Annotated in this window: 20 protein-coding genes; 19 read left to right on the plus strand and 1 reads right to left on the minus strand. The window is 40.1% G+C overall.

Going from position 1 to position 19,840, the window contains the following annotated elements:
* Positions 1 to 410: 410 nt before the first annotated feature.
* On the minus strand, positions 411 to 1,355 hold the full coding sequence (locus tag MKX80_RS09795; RefSeq protein ID WP_154998801.1) for an urea transporter: 945 nt from the start codon (positions 1,353 to 1,355) through the stop codon (positions 411 to 413).
* A gap of 393 nt (positions 1,356 to 1,748) precedes the next feature.
* Between MKX80_RS09795 and MKX80_RS09800 the strand changes: the two genes are divergently transcribed.
* The 19 genes from MKX80_RS09800 (at position 1,749) to MKX80_RS09890 (ending at position 19,762) form a co-directional block, all read left to right on the plus strand.
* Positions 1,749 to 2,051: an urease subunit gamma gene (locus tag MKX80_RS09800; protein WP_020451534.1), complete on the plus strand. Its 303-nt coding sequence runs from the start codon at positions 1,749 to 1,751 to the stop codon at positions 2,049 to 2,051.
* Positions 2,052 to 2,072: 21 nt separating this feature from the next.
* On the plus strand, positions 2,073 to 2,399 hold the full coding sequence (locus MKX80_RS09805) for an urease subunit beta (protein WP_043929269.1): 327 nt from the start codon (positions 2,073 to 2,075) through the stop codon (positions 2,397 to 2,399).
* The gene (gene ureC, locus MKX80_RS09810) at positions 2,396 to 4,108 is read left to right on the plus strand and encodes an urease subunit alpha (protein WP_154998803.1); all 1,713 of its coding nucleotides are present in this window, start codon (positions 2,396 to 2,398) and stop codon (positions 4,106 to 4,108) included. Before MKX80_RS09805 ends, ureC begins: the two co-directional genes overlap by 4 nt.
* A gap of 10 nt (positions 4,109 to 4,118) precedes the next feature.
* Entirely contained in the window at positions 4,119 to 4,574 is a 456-nt protein-coding gene (ureE, locus tag MKX80_RS09815) for an urease accessory protein UreE (protein WP_154998805.1), read from the plus strand.
* Positions 4,567 to 5,250 (plus strand): urease accessory protein UreF, encoded by a 684-nt coding sequence (locus MKX80_RS09820; RefSeq protein ID WP_154998807.1) that lies wholly within the window; start codon positions 4,567 to 4,569, stop codon positions 5,248 to 5,250. The genes ureE and MKX80_RS09820 overlap by 8 nt, the downstream gene beginning before the upstream one ends.
* A 21-nt stretch (positions 5,251 to 5,271) precedes the next feature.
* Positions 5,272 to 5,883 carry an urease accessory protein UreG gene (gene ureG / locus MKX80_RS09825; protein ID WP_154998809.1) on the plus strand — a complete coding sequence of 204 codons (612 nt, stop codon included), beginning with the start codon at positions 5,272 to 5,274 and terminating at the stop codon, positions 5,881 to 5,883.
* Between the two features lies 1 nt (position 5,884).
* Positions 5,885 to 6,709, plus strand: coding sequence for an urease accessory protein UreD (locus MKX80_RS09830; protein WP_268310484.1), 825 nt, complete (start codon positions 5,885 to 5,887; stop codon positions 6,707 to 6,709).
* Positions 6,710 to 6,781: 72 nt separating this feature from the next.
* On the plus strand, positions 6,782 to 7,474 hold the full coding sequence (locus MKX80_RS09835) for a sulfite exporter TauE/SafE family protein (protein ID WP_234113049.1): 693 nt from the start codon (positions 6,782 to 6,784) through the stop codon (positions 7,472 to 7,474).
* Positions 7,475 to 7,542: 68 nt separating this feature from the next.
* The gene (locus MKX80_RS09840; RefSeq protein ID WP_154998815.1) at positions 7,543 to 8,115 is read left to right on the plus strand and encodes a PadR family transcriptional regulator; all 573 of its coding nucleotides are present in this window, start codon (positions 7,543 to 7,545) and stop codon (positions 8,113 to 8,115) included.
* A 493-nt stretch (positions 8,116 to 8,608) separates the two neighbouring features.
* Complete coding sequence (locus MKX80_RS09845; protein WP_268343367.1) at positions 8,609 to 8,929, plus strand: hypothetical protein; 321 nt, start codon at positions 8,609 to 8,611, stop codon at positions 8,927 to 8,929.
* A 423-nt stretch (positions 8,930 to 9,352) separates the two neighbouring features.
* Positions 9,353 to 10,051, plus strand: coding sequence for a hypothetical protein (locus MKX80_RS09850; protein ID WP_268343369.1), 699 nt, complete (start codon positions 9,353 to 9,355; stop codon positions 10,049 to 10,051).
* Between the two features lie 588 nt (positions 10,052 to 10,639).
* Positions 10,640 to 11,605: a stage V sporulation protein K gene (spoVK, locus tag MKX80_RS09855; RefSeq protein ID WP_003182136.1), complete on the plus strand. Its 966-nt coding sequence runs from the start codon at positions 10,640 to 10,642 to the stop codon at positions 11,603 to 11,605.
* A 103-nt stretch (positions 11,606 to 11,708) separates the two neighbouring features.
* Positions 11,709 to 12,971, plus strand: a complete 1,263-nt coding sequence (gene hflX / locus MKX80_RS09860) for a GTPase HflX (RefSeq protein ID WP_154998823.1) — start codon at positions 11,709 to 11,711, stop codon at positions 12,969 to 12,971.
* 18 nt (positions 12,972 to 12,989) lie between these two features.
* On the plus strand, positions 12,990 to 14,255 hold the full coding sequence (locus MKX80_RS09865; protein WP_182070637.1) for an aminotransferase class I/II-fold pyridoxal phosphate-dependent enzyme: 1,266 nt from the start codon (positions 12,990 to 12,992) through the stop codon (positions 14,253 to 14,255).
* A 102-nt stretch (positions 14,256 to 14,357) separates the two neighbouring features.
* On the plus strand, positions 14,358 to 14,765 hold the full coding sequence (locus MKX80_RS09870; protein WP_003182143.1) for a MerR family transcriptional regulator: 408 nt from the start codon (positions 14,358 to 14,360) through the stop codon (positions 14,763 to 14,765).
* Between the two features lie 56 nt (positions 14,766 to 14,821).
* Positions 14,822 to 16,156 carry a type I glutamate--ammonia ligase gene (gene glnA, locus MKX80_RS09875; RefSeq protein ID WP_003182145.1) on the plus strand — a complete coding sequence of 445 codons (1,335 nt, stop codon included), beginning with the start codon at positions 14,822 to 14,824 and terminating at the stop codon, positions 16,154 to 16,156.
* A gap of 387 nt (positions 16,157 to 16,543) precedes the next feature.
* Positions 16,544 to 16,747: a hypothetical protein gene (locus MKX80_RS09880; RefSeq protein ID WP_154998828.1), complete on the plus strand. Its 204-nt coding sequence runs from the start codon at positions 16,544 to 16,546 to the stop codon at positions 16,745 to 16,747.
* Between the two features lie 1,109 nt (positions 16,748 to 17,856).
* A complete protein-coding gene (locus tag MKX80_RS09885) occupies positions 17,857 to 18,324 on the plus strand; it encodes a DUF6323 family protein (protein ID WP_154998830.1) in 468 nt (155 codons plus the stop codon).
* Between the two features lies 1 nt (position 18,325).
* Positions 18,326 to 19,762 (plus strand): DUF6179 domain-containing protein, encoded by a 1,437-nt coding sequence (locus MKX80_RS09890; protein ID WP_268351629.1) that lies wholly within the window; start codon positions 18,326 to 18,328, stop codon positions 19,760 to 19,762.
* Positions 19,763 to 19,840 lie beyond the last annotated feature (78 nt).

Consider the following 19,840-nt stretch of genomic DNA (forward strand, 5'->3'; position numbering starts at 1 on the left):
GCAGCGGCCGCAGCACATCTTCAGACTGACTGGCATCATTATTGTTTTTCATGTGGTAATGCACTTCTGCTCTTTCGATTGAGCCCGGATATTTCTCTGCTTGTTTATTGTGAGGAAGGGAGAGTGTCAACTCTTTTTGTATGAAATGGAACATTCCTATAAAAATCCCGGCATTCCTGTTAAATTTTTTGGCCTATGTACTCTTCTAGCTCACCATCGTTTTTCTCAAGTTATCATTCATGTATGTCTAAACGCGAGTAGATTAGTATAGTAAGACATCATGGTTTTCTTCCATGACTTTTATTTCTTGAATAACCTCTTTTCGCATTTCTTCTGCTCTACCAGCTCAAATCTTATTACATACCAATGTTGTCACTAAGTCGGCTGATTTACATCTTCAATAGGCAATGCTATAAGTTTGACAGAACCTTTCTTGCACCTAAAAATAGCCATGAACAAAGAACAAACGGCATTGTTAGGACAGGGAGTCCATATGGCAAGAGATACGTGCTGAGTCCTGCTGTTATAGGCACTGTCAGACAAGCTGAAATGATCCCTGATAAAAATGCAAACCGGTTATGTTCACTTTTAAAAACGGCCGATACAGCCAGAATCGTTAAAATTGCGTTATACCCGTAAAGACCCAATGTTATGAGAGAACGCTCCCCTCCTAAAAGGAATGCAATGATGATGGCAACTGCATTTCCGATAACTGCATAAAGTCCTAGTTTTCTTCCTGCCCAAAATACGGCGAGAAAAATTAAAATCCCGGATACTGTGTTATTAAGAAAAAATACTTGTCCAATTCCATGGAAAATCCCGTCCATTAAATTGACTTCTCCTGCTATCTTTAGTTTCCAGTGTGTTAAATCCTGAGGTATCAGGGCAGAGCTTAATCTAATTCCTGTTAATTTGTATGAAGCTAGCAATATAAACCACGTTAGGATAACAAAGGGGAATGTAAGAATTGGAACTTCGGTTCTTTTCGTAACATGCATCATGGCGGCTGTAAAAATGGCTGCTACGGCTGATCCAATTAAAGCGACAAGCCACATGTAAGGGCCAGTTAGGAATGATGCCAATGCCATTCCTGTTAACACTGAATTATATCCTAACAGACCCTGATTTATAATCTTTTCATCTGCTGCTCCAAGTTTCCCTACTAAGGTACCGATAATAGCGGACAACAAAGCAATTATACCTAAATAATAGGAAAAAATAGTAATGGCTATAAGGATTAGAAAGCCGGTCATCACATTCTCGATCAGGATGACTTGAGAGATGCCTTTGAGAGAAGCTGTTATTAAAGGGAAAAACACCCCCTCACTTAATATATGGTGTTTGTTTTTTCGCATAATGAATATTCTCCTTTCTTTTCAAGTATTGACTTATAATATCTTCAGTGTATCATATATAAATTTTTAAATATATAAATTGACATATATGTAAGAAATGATATACTCATTTCAAATGGAAGCGGGGAATCAAGTATATTTTCAGTTTTATAGTTGAATAAAAGGTGGCCAAACTTACATTTTATTTGTGAAGGTAAATCTAATGATTTTCAGCATGTTTTTTTGGCAGTTGTCTCTTTGTACAACAGGCAGGAACACTTTATTTTTCGTGCGCTGTAATGTTCGTAATGAACTGACTCTCACCTATAAGAAAGGGATAGAATGCTCCCCGTTTGATCATTTTGATTTAGCAGACTTTTTTATTCATACAAAAAAATACAGGGAGGTTTCATGATGCAACTATTACCGCGTGAGGTAGACAAGCTTATGATTGTTGTTGCTGCAGATCTTGCGAAGCGACGTAAAGAACGGGGATTGAAATTGAACCACCCAGAAGCAGTAGCACTTATAACGTATGAAGTGTTGGAGGGAGCACGGGATGGAAAAACAGTCGCGGAGCTGATGGAATATGGAACAACCATTTTGTCGCGGGAAGATGTAATGGAAGGCATTCCAGAAATGATTGATGATATCCAGGTAGAAGCTACATTTCCAGACGGCACAAAGCTTGTAACTGTACATAGTCCAATTAAATAAAATTGGTAGGAGGCTATTTAAATGGAACCTGGACAACTATTTTTAAAAGAAACAGATATCATTTGTAATGTCGGAAGAACGGCGTCTAAATTGACTGTAACGAATACAGGTGACCGCCCAGTTCAAGTAGGTTCACATTTTCATTTTTATGAAGCGAATGAAGCGCTTCAATTCAAACGAGAAGAAGCATTTGGAAAGCGACTAAACATTCCGGCAGGAGCAGCTGTGCGTTTTGAGCCCGGTGATGAAAAAGAAGTGGAATTAGTGCCTTACGCCGGCGAACGTCGGGTATATGGATTTAATAATAAAGTGGACGGATCATTAGAAAAAGAGGGGAACCAATCATGAGTTTCAAGATGCCAAGAAAGCAATACGCTGAAATGTACGGCCCGACTACAGGGGATTCTATTCGTCTGGCAGATACAGATTTGCTCATCCAAATTGAGAAAGACTACACAACATATGGAGATGAAGTTGTATTCGGCGGCGGTAAAGTTATTCGTGATGGAATGGGACAACACCCTTTAGTTACACGCGGAGAAGGAATAGCAGATGTTGTCATTACGAATGCTGTTATCTTAGATTACACTGGGATTTATAAAGCAGACATTGGAATTCGTGATGGCAAAATTGCTGGAATCGGAAAAGCGGGTAATCCGCTAATCATGGACAATGTGGACATTGTGATTGGCGCTGGTACGGAAGTTATTGCTGCTGAAGGTATGATCGTCACTCCAGGTGGAATTGACACTCACGTTCATTTTATTAATCCGGAGCAAATCAGAACAGCATTAGCTTCAGGTCTTACCACCCTAATTGGAGGAGGAACAGGACCTGCTGCAGGATCAAAGGCTACTACAGTTACACCGGGTGAGTGGCATATGCACCGAATGCTTGAAGCGGCAGAAGGCATGCCGATTAATGTCGGGTTTACAGGAAAAGGACAAGCTGCTTCAGAAGATCCGCTTGTAGAGCAAATTCGCGCTGGTGCCATTGGACTGAAAGTTCATGAGGACTGGGGCGCTACAGCTTCAGCTATCGACCATGCCCTAAGTGTGGCTGACAAATATGATGTTCAGGTTGCCCTTCACGCGGATACATTAAACGAAGGCGGATTTATGGAAAATACAATGGCAGCTATTAAAAATCGTGTCATTCACATGTACCATACAGAGGGTGCGGGGGGAGGACATGCTCCTGATTTAATTAAATCGGCCAGCTTTAACAATGTTCTTCCGTCATCTACGAACCCGACATTACCTTATACAGTCAATACGGTAGACGAGCATTTAGATATGTTAATGGTCTGCCACCACTTGAATCCATCTATTCCAGAAGATTTGGCGTTTGCTGACTCACGTATCAGACGTGAAACGATTGCAGCTGAGGATATTCTCCAGGATATGGGTGTATTCAGTATGACTAGTTCGGATGCCCAAGCGATGGGACGGATTGGAGAAGTTATTTTACGTACATGGCAAGTAGCCGATAAGATGAAAAAACAAAGAGGAACAATGGCGGGTGACAGCGAGCTTTCGGACAACAACCGCGTAAAACGTTATATTGCCAAATATACAATTAATCCTGCCATTACTCATGGTATTTCCGAATATGTCGGTTCTATCGAGACAGGGAAAATGGCCGACCTCGTTGTTTGGAATCCAGCATTTTTCGGTGTGAAGCCTGAAATGGTGATTAAAAGCGGTTTTGTTGCAGAGAGCTTAATGGGAGATGCTAACGCCTCTATCCCGACACCGCAGCCGGTTATTTATCGTCCGATGTATGGACAGTTTGGCAAGGCGCTGTCCAGCACTTCCATTACGTTTATTTCTCAGGCAGCTTTCGATGACAAAGTGCATGAAAAGCTTGGATTGCAAAAAATCATTCTTCCGGTTCATGGCATTCGCAAATTAACGAAAAAAGATATGAAGCTGAATTGCGAAACTCCTGAAATAACGGTCGATCCACAAACATATGAAGTGAAAGTAAATGGCCAATTAATTACATGTGACCCTGTTGATAAGGTGCCAATGGGTCAACGATATTTCCTATTCTGAGGTGAGAGTCATGATAATTGAACAAATCGTAACAAATATTGAAAACATGGAAAAAGAGGAAATTGAAAAACGCCATATTGAAAAAGTTTACCTCGAAAGTGCTCATTTAGTAAAACGAATCCAACGGGTGAAAACAGATCATGGCAACGAAATTGGAATACGTTTAAAAGAACCGCGTGACCTTGTCGCTGGTGATGTTTTGTATATGAATGATAAAAATATGATCGTTATCGATGTACTATCCGATGATTTATTAGTCATCAAACCGCGCACCTTGAATGAAATGGGAACAATCGCTCATCAATTAGGAAACCGCCACCTGCCGGCGCAGTTTGAAGAGGATGAAATGCTTGTTCAATATGATTATCTTGTAGAAGAATTACTTCAAGACCTGCAAATTCCTTATAAACGTGAAGACCGAAAAGTAAAACAGGCATTCCGCCATATCGGCCATAGCCATGAATAATATTCTATCTTTACTCCAACTATGCGATTCAAACTTCCCTATAGGGGCTTTTAGTCATTCGTATGGCCTTGAGACCTACATCCAAGAAGATAAAGTCCATGATCAAGTAACGTTCGTACAATGGCTTCATACGTATGTAAACGAGCAGCTCATCTATTCAGATGGGATCGCTTCTCGCCTTGTATATGAAGCGTTAGAGAAGGAAGATTTACAAACAGTATGGAAATTAGATCGTATGTTGACTGTTCAAAGTTTGCCGCGTGAAACAAGAGAAGGAACCCAAAGGATGGGTGAGCGGATGTTAAATCTTATTGAATCCCTATATGAAATACCCATTCTTTCAAAGTATCGGGAGCGTATAGATCAAAAGCAATCGTTTGGACATCCCTCCATTGTATTTACGATAGTAGGTCATCATCTTGGCGTCCCTTCATCAACGACTACTTTGTACTATTTGTATTCTGCAGTCTCAAATCTTGTTCAAAATGCAGTACGGGCTGTCCCTCTAGGTCAAGTGGCAGGTCAAAAGACAATTCAAGAATTTCAGACTGTTCTAATCGAAGCTACAGAAAAAATTCAAAGTTTAAATGAAGAGGAATTTGGGATTGTTTCCCCCGGTTTAGAATTATCTCAGATGATGCACGAACGTGTAAATATTCGTATTTTCATGTCTTAATAAAAAAAGGAAGTGTTCGTTATGAATCCAGTTAAGATCGGTGTAGGAGGACCTGTAGGAGCAGGGAAAACAATGTTAGTCGAAAAATTAACCCGACATTTACAAGATGAAATGAGTATGGCAGTTGTGACAAACGACATTTATACAAAAGAAGATGCCAAGTTTTTAATGAACAACGGGGTGCTTCCCGCAGATCGCATTATAGGTGTGGAAACAGGCGGCTGCCCTCATACGGCAATACGCGAAGACGCTTCAATGAACTTTGCAGCCATTGATGAGCTAGTGAAAAAGAATCCAGACGTTGAACTTATTTTCGTTGAAAGCGGCGGGGATAATCTGGCAGCTACATTCAGCCCTGAACTTGTTGACTTTTCAATCTATATTATTGATGTTGCCCAAGGGGAGAAAATACCGCGTAAAGGCGGACAAGGAATGATTAAATCTGATTTATTTATCATCAATAAAACAGATTTAGCGCCTTTCGTTGGAGCAAACCTGGATGTTATGGCATCTGATACGAAGGTTTTCCGCGGAGACAAGCCATTTGCTTTTACAAATTTAAAAACGAATGAAGGTCTTGATCAAGTCATTGACTGGATTAAGAAAAATGCACTATTAAAAGGACTGGAGTAAGATGGGGGACTGGACAGGCGTTTTGCGTTTGGGCGCTGAAGAAAAAAATGGAAAGACTATAGCGGAAAATGTGTATTTTCAGGGGGCGTATAAAGTCATGCGTCCTATTTATCATGATGAATCAGGACAAGCCTGTTATTACATTTTAAACCCTGGCGGCGGTTATTTAGACGGTGATCGCTATCAAATGAAGATTTCACTGAAGAAACAAGCAAGATTAACATTAACAACCCAATCGGCAACTAAAATATATAAGACACCGCGTACACATGCATATCAGGAAACGGAATTTAACCTTAGGGAAGGCAGTTATCTTGAGTACATTCCTGATCCGCTTATCGGCTATCAAGATGCACGGTATAAACAAAAAAATGTGGTATATATTGAAAAAGGATGTACGTTCCTTTATTCAGATATTGTAACTCCTGGATGGTCTCCTAGTGGAGAAAAATTCACCTATGATATGCTTCAATTCATTAATGAAATCTATATGGAAAATGAGCTGGCAGTCTATGACCATATCAAACTATGCCCGGCTAAACAAAATATAGATACTCTAGGTTTAATGGAAGGCTATTCTCATTTAGGTTCCATGATTGTGATCAATGAAAACGTAGATCATGACCTTCTTGACCGTTTATATCAGGCCATTGATACTCAGACAAAAGAATATAAAATAGGCTTATCTTTATTGCCTATCCCTGGGTTTTCCGTACGGGTATTAGCAAATCAAACACAGATCATCGAAAGACTATTTTCCGAATTTCATCATATCCTCAACCAAGAATGGTTTAACAAAGCCCCAAGTTTTTTAAGAAAATATTAACGGTTAAAAAAACCAGCAACTGATCAATTGTTGGTTTTTTTAGCAGGCAAGATAAAAAGGAGATGCATTTTTGTGGAAGGCACATTATTCTCAGTTTTAATGTTGGCTTTAATTTTAGGAATCAAGCATGCAATTGAACCTGACCATGTTATTGCGGTATCGACAATTGCAAGTCAAAGTAAAAAGTTATGGCAAGCTTCTTTAGCGGGCATATTTTGGGGGATAGGTCATACGGTAACATTATTTATAGTTGGACTCATTGTTATTGTAATGAAGGGGCAAATATCAGAAAAGTGGTCGATGTCCTTAGAATTTTTAGTAGGAATTATGCTTGTTTATTTAGGAGTTAAAACGATTCTATCTTTCAAGAATAGCCATGTACATACGCATCAACATAAACATCTCCACACACATCAAAGCAGCGGCGACCATAAGCACCGCTATAAAAACGTAACATACTTAAGATCAACATTCATTGGTTTAGTTCATGGTCTTGCAGGAAGTGGAGCCATGGTTTTGTTAACGATAAGTACCGTAAAGAGTATAGAGGAAGCGGCAATATATATTCTTATATTCGGTGCAGGAACAGTTATTGGCATGCTTTTCTTTACAACAATCATTGGAATTCCTTTTGTCCTGAGTAAGAAACGGGGAGCAATCAGTGGAACACTAGGGATGGCGACAGGTGTAATAAGTGCTGTTTTTGGTGTATACTACATGTATAACTTGGGTATTAATGAGGGTTTATTTAACCTTTGGATTTAAAAATAGTATAAAGTAACCGCCATTTAAAGATTGAGGTGAATGATATAAATACTTTAGGATATGCCATTTTGAGTGTTCTCGGCAGAAAACCTTGTTCGGGATATGAGTTAGTTCAGTACCTAGAGGTAGTGTGGCCGGCAAAACATAGCCAAATATATCCTTTATTGAACAAAATGGAAAAAGAGGAACTACTTGAATATGAGCATGTAGAGCAAACAGGGAAACCTGATAAAAAAATATATTCAATTACAGAAAAGGGGACGGAAGCATTAGAAAAATGGATCGCCGTATCCCCTTCAGATCCAATAAATAGGGACGAATTTCTTATTAAAGTATATTCGATTTGGTTGTTGGAAGAGGAAGATTCTACAAAATTGATTCAGGATCGAATCGAAAATTTAGAAAAAACAATTGATACCCAATTAATAAAAATGGCGGAGCTCGAAAAAGACAACGAATCAGATAGCATGTCAAAAAACTTTGGCCGTTATATCTTGATTGATCGCAAATTCAGACTGGCTAAAGAAGAAAAAACATGGTGTCAAAAGGTTTTAAATCTAATAAAAGATAAAAAATTAAATTTTCCCTTTCTGTGTTATATCAGTGTAGAAGGAATAAAGGGAGCGTCTATACTCATCTAGGCAGAAAAACGAATGTCACGTACATAAGATAAGGGGCCCGAATATAATACAGGGAGAACGCGCGGATATTCACGCTCGCGTTCAAAAAACGAAACGTGCCCTTATTGTTAAATAAACAACGAGGGACCGCTTCATAAGATGAGACAAATAAAAAACACCTTCAAGTTTAAAAGCGGATAGTTGTTATCCGAAATAAGCCTTGGAGGTGTTTTTTAAAGGGAATCGGGTTACATGGTTTGGTGATGAAAATGAGACTAAAGCGGAACTGAAGATGATTGTTGAAAAGACATTTGGGATGACGGAAGCTATATTGAGTACCCTAATGATCACCAGGACACGATAAAGAAAATTTAAAATAAGAAAGAGATGCACAAGAAGGCAATCACGAGTAAAAAGAAGACAACACCAATATATAGATAATCCAATAATCAAATTCGTGGATAAATTAATAGAACTCATAAAAAAAGCGTTTTATAGAATAGCTGGCGTCCTTTTGGTTTTTGGAGTAATGGCAGCTCTATACGTGATTGGGAGTGGTGGAGACTATAAAACAGGAGATGAACTACGGCTTTGGGAGTCTATTACAGGTGCTAATTCTATTGAGAATTTAGAGAAAAACTCCGGTAATATATTCAACGTTGGAGGGGATACAATTACTATATCAAAGCATCAGAGAATAAAAATTGTAAAAACTTTAGAAGAAGATAACTTGGCATTAATAGAAGTGTTAAGCGGGTCTGATAAGGGCACTCAATGGCGGGTGAAAAAATCATCTATTAGAAGAGAGTATAAATCACGATCTTCGAGAAAATAGGGAAATAAATATGAAAAAGGATCTTCTGATGCTGAATTTAATAACACTAACCGTTAACTTGAAACACTAGTCGGTATCAGGGGAGAGACTAACGAATACTTTGGGGAAGATAGCATTCTAGTGATGGGAATTGTTGGTTATAAGATTAACTAATTTTTTGGAGGTTATTATGTACTTTATATCGGGATTTATTTCGTGTTTGCTGGGGCTATCAATGTTATTTTCTGTACAGTTGTTATCTGTTGCTTTTCCTAATTATGTGATTGATGGGATTAGTGATGAAGAGACTTCAGTTTATTTTCAATCATCTGTGTTATTTTATCCTGTATTGTTAATTATCTTAGGTGTAATATTAATTATTGTTCATTTTCGAACAAAAAAGTGAGATTTTTGAATATATTCTGAGCAAAGAGAGATGTAAAAATGGTAAGTGTCTTAACTAATATCTTGAAAAATGACAGATTGGATGTATATCCGTTATTTAAAAAGTTTTGTTCCCTCAAAGAAAAAGGGTTACGTAAGGAATCTTTTAAAGCATTATCTTCCTTTATTAAAGAAGCAAAGATGTGGGATGATAATGCACAACAGAATTTTGCTTGTTGGCTGTTTGCTTTATTTGAAACATCAGATGATATTCACTATGTACTCGTTCATCCATTGGAAAAGGAACTTTTAAAGCCTTTACTTGAGAGATGGATGAAGAATAATCCCGAAGATCCAAGACCACATAGGTGGTATGGTTTGTTTTTAAATACTGAAAACTGTGTCGATTACTTAAACAATGCACTTAGACTTGGTGGCAGCAATGAACAACTATCCTTATTAACGCTAATCGATATTAACTTGAACGCCCTTTGGTATTCATTTCATCATATATCCGAAGATTTGTATCTTGGTGATATTAAAGAAGATACAGCACTTCTTGCTAAGTCCCGGCTGTTAAACAACAAAGTAGGATGTGAACAAACAAGGAAAAACAATAACGAAGTACTTAACTATTATCAAGAGCTTTTGAATGACTGGGTGACGTTTAAAAAAGAACGATCAAAGGGATTTGTTGAATGGTGTGAAAATAAGGGTAGAAACTATTATTGGGTCAAAGCTTATTATTACGAAAGATAACAATATTAAAATTGAAAAGACTATAGCGGAAGGCGAAAGAGCACAGCGGAGGAAGTAAAATGCTGTAAAAATGGAGTGGGAACAATAATGTAACTGTTTTCTTTAGAGACAGCCAAGGCAAATCTTATCACAGGACATGTACGTGTGCTTGCTATGTGTATAAGTAAATAAATCGTCATATTAAAATTCTGTCTCAATCAGTTCTGATTCTTCTTGAGACAGAATTCTTTCCATTTATTCAATCTTCCTAAAGGTATTTAACCAAATCAGTAAACACTTCAACTTCATTTTTTATTCCGGCGGATTGGCTCATTTCCCAAAGGACCTCGTCACTCATCATTTTCTTCCGATTTACCATGTCAACCCCGTTAAGCAATTACCGAAAAGGCAAACAGAAATAAAAAATTGGTTTGTCCGCACAGCTTACCTGAATACAATAAGAAATAAAGTATTTCTCGGGAAAGCGCAGGTATCAACAAGACCTGCCCCGGTTTTGTCAAAAAGCATCGGATTGTGCAGTCATGTGGGCGTCTGTCACGGCTTAAGCGCGCCATGAATAGGATATAAAGAGAGAATGGTGAGGTGAGTGTGTTGGAAAGGGCTGTTACTTATAAAAACAACGGACAAATCAATATCATATTGAACGGTCAAAAGCAGGTTTTGGCCAATTCAGAGGCTGAAGCCGAATATCAGGCTGCACTGCAAAAAAATGAAGCCAAACACAGCATTCTGAAGGAAATTGAAAGGGAAATGAACACGCTGGTCGGAATGGAGGAAATGAAGCGCAATATCAAGGAAATCTACGCCTGGATTTTCGTCAATAAAAAGCGCGAAGAACAAGGCCTTAAGGCTGGAAAACAGGCGCTTCACATGATGTTCAAAGGAAATCCGGGAACCGGAAAAACGACCGTCGCCAGGCTGATCGGCAGGCTTTTTTACGAAATGAATGTTCTTTCAAAAGGCCATTTGATCGAGGCGGAGCGCGCCGATCTCGTCGGTGAGTACATCGGCCATACGGCGCAAAAAACGAGGGATTTAATCAAAAAAGCGATGGGCGGAATCCTGTTCATCGATGAAGCTTATTCCCTTGCCAGAGGCGGAGAAAAAGACTTCGGCAAGGAGGCAATCGATACATTAGTCAAACATATGGAGGATAAGCGCAACGAATTTATTTTAATCCTCGCCGGATATTCGCGGGAAATGGATCATTTTCTTTCATTAAACCCGGGCCTTCAGTCAAGGTTTCCGATCAGCATCGATTTTCCCGATTACTCAGTCAGCCAGCTGATGGACATTGCAAAACGGATGATGGCGGAAAGGGAATATCAGTTCAGCCCTGAGGCCGAATGGAAGCTGAAAGACCATCTGATGGCCGTCAAAAGCACGGTCAGCCCCGCGAAGTTCAGCAATGGCCGCTTCGTCCGCAACCTGATCGAAAAATCCATCCGGTCGCAGGCGATGAGACTGCTGATGGGAGACTGCTATTTAAAGAATGACCTGATAACCATCAAAAGCCAGGATCTCGACTTGAAGGAAGACGCGCCGCACGTATAATGGCGCGTTCTTTTTTTATTTTCGAGGATTTCTGGCAACCGCTCCCTTCGTTTGTTATGATAGTACTGCTTATTGACTAACGTTAAGAAAGGAACATGATCACTTGAACGAACAGGAAGTCATGAAAGAGAAAGCCATATTAGTCGGATGCCAGCTTCCGCACGTGTCTGATGAGCGTTTTTCATACTCGATGGAAGAGCTCGCCGCGCTGACGAAAACGGCCGATGGAACGGTTGTTTCCACGGTCACGCAGAAGCGGAACCGTGTGGATGCTGCTACATATATCGGAAAAGGAAAAGTAGATGAATTGGCGGTGCTCTGTGAAGAGCTGTCGCCCGATGTTTTAATTTTTAATGATGAATTGTCGCCGAGTCAGCTGAAAGCGCTTGTCACAACGCTTGACGTGAAAATCATCGACCGGACGCAGTTGATCCTCGATATTTTCGCCAAACGCGCGCGGACAAGGGAAGGAAAGCTGCAAATTGAGCTTGCGCAGCTGCAATACGCCCTCCCGCGGTTAAGCGGTCAGGGAATCAACCTGTCAAGGCAAGGCGGCGGGATCGGAACAAGAGGCCCAGGGGAGACAAAGCTTGAAACCGACCGACGCCATATCAGAAACCGGATTCATGAAATCAATGTGCAGCTGTCTACCGTCATTCGCCACAGAAGCAGATACAGAGAAAGAAGAAAGAAAAACGGTGTACTGCAAATTGCGCTTGTCGGCTACACCAATGCAGGGAAATCGACATGGTTTAACAGGCTTACAGACGCCGACAGCTATGAAGAAAACCTGCTGTTTGCAACACTTGATCCGATGACCCGCAAAATGACGCTCCCGAGCGGATACAGCGTATTGCTCTCGGATACGGTCGGGTTTATTCAGGATCTGCCAACGACTTTGATCGCGGCTTTCAGGTCGACGCTCGAAGAGGTGAAAGAAGCCGATCTGATTCTTCATATGATCGATTCTTCTCACGAAGACTACGAAGGCCACGAGGCGACAGTCAAGCGCCTTCTCGAGGAACTTGAAGCAGATGATATTCCCGTTTTAACCGTCTATAACAAAAGAGACCGGAAGCGGCCGGATTTCATCCCTTCTTCAGGGAGAGGTCATATCATGACGAGCGCCAAAATAGACGGAGACTTGCCGCTGTTTAAGCAGGCGGTTGAAGACTATCTGAAAAAGGAACTGCTCGTTCCGTATGACGTAAGGATTCCCGCTTCAGAAGGAAGGCTGTTGTCGAGAATCAAGTCTGAGACAATGACGAACAGCACCATTTTTGACGAAGATCGCGAAGCATATGAAGTGAATGGATATATTCTCCCTGACCAAAACATTTTGGGAGAGCTGAAGAAGTATATGTAGGAAAGGACACGGCAGAACATGTTTGAGACATTAAAACACGGAGATCTACTAAAGAAAACGGCGGTTGAGGCTGAAACCGACATCGCACAGATTCACAAAACAATTGATGAAATCAGTGAACGAAATGAGTGGAGGGTGCTTGAAAGCTACAGAAAACACAAAGTATCGGACACTCATTTCACACCATCGACAGGCTACGGCTACGATGATATCGGCCGCGATACGCTGGAAAAAGTCTATGCCGACGTCTTCGGCGGTGAAGCGGCCCTTGTTAGACCGCAGATCATCTCGGGAACCCATGCGATATCAATTGCTTTATTCGGCGTTCTCCGCCCGGGGGATGAACTTCTTTACATCACCGGCAAACCGTACGATACCCTCGAAGAGATCGTCGGCGTCAGAGGTGAGGAAAACTCGGGGTCTTTGAAGGATTTTCAGATCGGATACAGCCATGTCGAGCTGACAGAAGAGGGAGCCGTTGATTTTGACCGGGTGGCAGCTTCCATCACACCGCAGACAAAGGTCGTCGGAATCCAGCGCTCAAAAGGATACGCCGATCGTCCGTCTTTTACAATTGATGAGATTGAGAAGATGATTCGCTTTGTTAAAGAAATAAACGAAAACATCATCGTTTTCGTCGACAACTGCTACGGCGAGTTTGTAGAAGAGCGTGAACCGTGCCATGTTGGAGCGGATCTGATGGCAGGTTCGCTGATTAAAAACCCTGGAGGCGGCCTGGCCAAAACAGGCGGCTATATCACCGGCAAGGAAAAATGGGTGAAAGCCTGCTCCTACAGAATGACTTCACCGGGAATTGGCAGTGAAGCCGGTGCATCGTTGTACACGCTCCAGGAGATGTATCAGGGCTTTTTCCTTGCGCCGCATGTCGTCTCCCAGGCATTAAAAGGAGCCGTGTTCACAGCCCGCTTCCTCGAAAAGCTCGGCTTTAGGACGAATCCTTCATGGGACAGCAAGCGGACTGATTTGATCCAGTCTGTCGAATTTTCGAACCCGGAGCAGATGATCGCGTTTTGTCAGGCGATTCAGTACGCTTCTCCTGTCAATGCTCATGTGACGCCGTATCCGAGCTATATGCCGGGCTATGAAGATGATGTCATTATGGCGGCCGGCACTTTTGTACAGGGAGCAAGCATTGAACTATCAGCGGATGGCCCTATAAGACCGCCTTATGTGGCATATGTCCAAGGCGGATTAACCTATTCCCATGTGAAAAATGCGATATGCAGTGCTGTGGATGCGCTCATGAAGCAGGGATTAATGTAAAGAAAATAAAGAATATTTTCATGTAAAGATTCCTTACATCATGTTGACACATTATATAACATCACATATAATAAATTTATATAAGAAAAGGAGGAAATTGAGATGAGTGATAAAATTCGCCGCTCAATGCCCTTATTTCCGATAGGTATCGTCATGCAGCTGACTGAACTGTCCGCAAGACAAATTCGGTATTATGAGGAAAATGGACTGGTATTTCCTGCAAGAAGCGAAGGGAACAGACGTTTATTTTCATTCCATGATGTAGATAAGCTGCTCGAAATTAAAGATTTGATCGAACAAGGTGTAAACATGGCGGGGATTAAACAAATTTTCGCCAAAACAGAAAACGAACAAAAAGAAGACAAACAAGACAAGCCGAAAAAAGCAGAGAAGCACAACTTGTCGGATGAAGAACTGAGAAAACTGCTGAAAAACGAGCTTATCCAAGCAGGCCGTTTCCAAAGAGGGACGACATTCCGCCAGGGAGACATGTCCAGGTTTTTTCATTAATTTGTTAGCAACTGCATTGCTATATACATTTACCTTTTAGAGGAGGAGTTTTACGAATGGCAAAGTATACAAGAGACGACATTGTTAAACTAGTAAATGAGGAGAATGTAAAATATATTCGCCTTCAGTTTACAGACATTCTTGGAACGATTAAAAACGTTGAAATTCCTGTGAGCCAGCTGGAGAAAGCACTTGATAATAAAGTCATGTTCGACGGCTCTTCAATCGAAGGATTCGTCCGCATTGAAGAATCCGATATGTACTTGTACCCGGACTTAGATACATTTGTGATTTTCCCATGGACCGCCGAAAAAGGTAAAGTAGCCCGCTTCATCTGCGATATTTATAATCCGGACGGCACGCCGTTTGAAGGTGATCCGCGCAACAACTTAAAACGCATTTTAAAAGAAATGGAAGACATGGGCTTCTCAGATTTCAATCTTGGACCAGAGCCTGAATTCTTCCTGTTCAAGCTTGACGAAAAAGGCGAGCCAACGCTTGAACTGAACGACAAAGGCGGATACTTTGACCTTGCGCCGACTGACCTTGGCGAAAACTGCCGCCGAGACATCGTACTTGAGCTCGAAGAAATGGGCTTTGAAATCGAAGCGTCTCACCACGAAGTTGCACCTGGACAGCACGAAATCGACTTCAAATACGCCGGAGCTATCCGCGCTTGCGATGATATCCAAACGTTCAAGCTCGTTGTTAAAACAATCGCGCGCAAACACGGCCTGCACGCAACATTCATGCCAAAACCATTGTTCGGCGTAAACGGATCAGGCATGCACTGCAATCTATCACTCTTCCGAAACGGCGCCAACGCCTTCTTTGACAAAGACGCTGACCTTCAGCTGAGTGAAACGGCAAAGCAATTCATCGCCGGCATCGTCAAACACGCAACAAGCTTTACAGCCGTGACAAACCCGACTGTCAACTCTTACAAGCGCCTTGTTCCAGGCTATGAAGCACCTTGCTATGTGGCATGGAGCGCGCAAAACAGAAGCCCGTTAATCCGTATCCCGGCTTCCCGCGGCATCAGCACGCGCGTAGAAGTCAGAAGCGTAGACCCTTCTGCGAACCCGTACCTTGCCTTGAGCGTACTCCTTGCAGCAGGACTTGACGGCATCAAAAACAAGCTGGAAGCACCGGCTCCGATCGACCGCAACATCTATGTCATGACAAAAGAAGAGCGCCTCGAAAACGGAATCGTCGACCTTCCTGCGACACTGGCAGACGCTCTCGAAGAATTCAAATCAAACGAAGTCATGGTCAAAGCCCTCGGCGACCACCTATTCGAACACTTCGTCGAAGCAAAAGAAATCGAATGGGATATGTTCCGCACACAAGTCCATCCTTGGGAGCGCGAGCAGTATATGTCTCAGTATTAATCTAGGAATCCCTTGGCACCAGCGGTGTCAGGGGGTTTTTTATTTTTGGTCAAAAGAATGTAAGTGGTCTTCTTTTTGGTCTTTGACCAAAATATGACCAAAAAAATTTGAAGTTATTAATCTAACTCCATAATCGCTGAGACATAATCCTCGTAATCTTCGATTCTATCTTGGTTGTGTTTCTTACTGATATGGGAGTAAACATCAGCTGCTTTTCTTGATAAATTTCATGTCTTCGCCTGGATTCCAAGAGCAAAACCACGTGTTTAAGACGCAAAGTGTGGTCAGCTTGGAATGCCGCGGCAAAAGTGACCTAAAGGACTAAATACTAAGTGGAGTGGACTGTTATATTAGGGTGAACAATAAGCAGAAGGAGGAAACTATTAAATGCTTGAGTTGGATAAGATGATAAACAAAGTAAACGGCCTTAAAGAAGAGCACGCAAAGGGAATCCTTAAGATTATTTGCGGAAAACTGGATAATCTAAAACACGCGGGTGGTCAATATACAGAGAAAGAATTTGTTGAAGATATTCGATCAATGATTGAGGATTTTCCAGAATTAGATAATGATGAAAAGGATAATAAATAAAAAACCCTTCTTGTAAGAAGGATTTTTTTATAACAATTCCACACCGACGACATATACGATGGATTTAGTTATAAACAAATTTTAAAACGGGAGGTTTTGAAAAAGCGAAATAGTAATAACTAAAGTTGATAAAGAGCCCAAAGATATCAAAGATACAATTTTTCGGTTGTTTTGCTTTTTTGAAGATTTACTTAGTTCATATATTAATGCACCCCATAAAAGCATGGATGCCAAAATAATAATACTCATATACGCATAATTCTCCTTTTTATGGTTAACATTGTCATCAATTTTACCACATTTAGGATTGAGATGTCGATGAAATAAGCATCTTTATTTCATTTTAACTCTTATAGATTTGATTTCTTCAGGTCTATTTCATTCTTTTACTGAAGAACAAAACCGTTTATTTTCAACGCGGACATTATATTTCCTTCAAAGTTCTCACTATGAACACTGGCATTCACTTACTCTCTAGTATAGAGTTCCTTATTGAAATGTCTTTATTGCTTTTGTTGTCGAAAATGAAATGGAAACCTTTTATAGCCATAACAAAGAGACTATACAACAAAAAAGGTTAACAAAATGAGGTTGCAAGCTGCAGCCTTTTTAGTTTGAAAAAAGTCAGTACAAATGGAAAGAAATCATCCAACACGCTGCTGTACGGCATCTTTAAGGTGACAAGCGAATTAAGTGAAAGAAGCGGCTGTACGTCAGGTTCGGGAAACGTTGGCTGTTCTTTGGGCGCCAAGAGAGCAAGGCATAGACGGCTATACGGCCAGAAAGCGGCGGGACCGTCTACTGATGGTATGTACGGGTCTAAGACAAAAAATAGAAAAGTTAAGTAATACAACAATTTTAACAGAATGAAGTATACGTAGATAAAAATTTTGAAAGAAATCTGTTGAGTTGAATTGGTCTTGAGGAATAAAGAGCTGATTTAAGAGGGGAAGAAACAATACCGTTGAAAAACAACTATTGACATATGCAAGTAAATAGAATAAATTATTGATTGTTAATAAAAAAACACCTTATTTTATCATAACACAGAAGTTATAAAAAGTCAATGTTTTTTTAAAAAAAGATGCTTTTGAAAGGAAGAGAGGTTTATGAACTTATCTCGTTTTTTGAATTCCATTCAATTATCCCCACAATCAAAACCTATGATGGAGCTACTTGAATTAAATGAAAAAACAAAAGAGCATGGTCTGATCTTAACACCCAGTGATATAAAAACGTTAATCGTTTATAGAAATAAAGTGCTTCATGATCATGGACGTATAGAGCTGGGGATTGAAGTACTAAAGGAATTAATTGAGGTGTTTGCTGCTTCACCCTATATGGATGAGGATAATGATGTCGAAACGTTAATCGAGCTTCAGGAGATTTTTTATTATCTCAGAAATGAAACAGAAGATAAGATAGGGGACATGAAACTGATTCATCAGATGATGGAGTGTTTTAACGGGCCTTCTGCCGGGTCTTTAGAGATATTAAGAAGTAAAATGGAGGAACTCGCGGAGAGTTTCAGAAGAGATACGATGAGAAGTGAGTCTTTATATAAAGGTGATGAATAACATGGACAAAGAAAACACTTTAAATCGCTATGATTTGGTTTCAAATTTTACGATTGATAAATCAAAGTTAAAGCAAAGCCAATATATGTTGTCACTTCTAAAAGAAGGCCAAAATGTTGGAGTTATTACCAGCGAGAAAGCTTACAAGATACAGGTAGAGATTATGCAAATTCTGCAACGATTGATAGGCCAGTACACCAAAGGGGAAAGTACGTCGGTTACAACGGAAACGGCGGAAGGGATTATGGTTTCCCTCATGTATGCAATAGATGCTTATGCTCTCCATTTTGAGAAACCTGAAGAGGTTATAGTACATTTACATTCTGATAGTATAAAAAAAATATATACAAAAGGTGTCGAATTACTTCACTGTTATTTTGAAGAAGCTAAACAATTATATCAAGACGTAAAAAAAATAAAATTAGATGTGCCTGTTGATGCTTATACTTTAACCATTGACGAATCGTTACCTGTATTTATGAATCATTATAATATTATTTTTGAAGCTCAAAATACCATGGCGAGCATTGACTATCCTTTAGCCATTGACAACATGGAACTGCAAGGTGTTTTTTATATTAAACAGTATTTAGAGCGACTGCTGATAGAAACGAGATTCTGTCAATTTTTTAACCATCACGATTTAATGTATGTCTTGACAAACTTCGGAAGAATATCTCGCTTTAATTATCGCATAGAACTTTTTAATATTTTTGAGTTAATGATAAACAATGCTGTTTTTTCACTGCTATCCGGGGGCGAGGCCAATCAAGTCAGAATTTCTGAAGTTCAATATGACAGGTTAAATCGCTTGTTAAGTGATTGCCATACTGATAAAAGGGCAAACTTAATTAACGAAGCATTTGATCGGTTACAGCGGGATTTAAAGACGGATCAAACGATTACTGATTATATCAATTTGTATCGCAATGAATTTATTCAAAGGGTAAATAACGCTGCGGAAATTGATGGCTTCAAAATGTTGATCATCAGAGAAATTGAAGAGAGAGAAAAACCAATAGCGTTAATATTAAATGAAAATGATCGCATGAGTGATATTGAATTGCGGAAATTGGTGGATTGCATCATGGAAATAAAAAACACAGCAGAAAAGATATCACTGATCCGCGATCATTTTGTTTCACTACATGATTATTTGGATTTGCTAAATTCGGGATGTCTGTTTGACGACGAATATATCGCACTTTTTGCTACGTTTGGGAATTTTGAATTGGCCATTTTTGCGAAAATTGTATTTTATGAAGAATTAAGAGGGGGAATTCTCAATTTCATTGACATTGTTGCTGACTGCGCTGAAGCAAAGAGCGAGTGGGAAACATATTATATTAAATTTATTAAACAATTAGAAGATGAGCGCATTGCAACTATTGGACACCTGATCAACGATATTGACTATGAGGAGATTTCGTTTTATTAAGTTAAAGACGTTATTAAAAAGAAGAGTCTAAAGAAAGACGAAGAAAAATAACAGCACTCGATAAATGCAATCTCATCC

The sequence above is a fragment of the Bacillus sp. FSL K6-0972 genome, from assembly GCF_037976035.1.
GTDB classification, from domain to species: domain Bacteria; phylum Bacillota; class Bacilli; order Bacillales; family Bacillaceae; genus Bacillus; species Bacillus haynesii.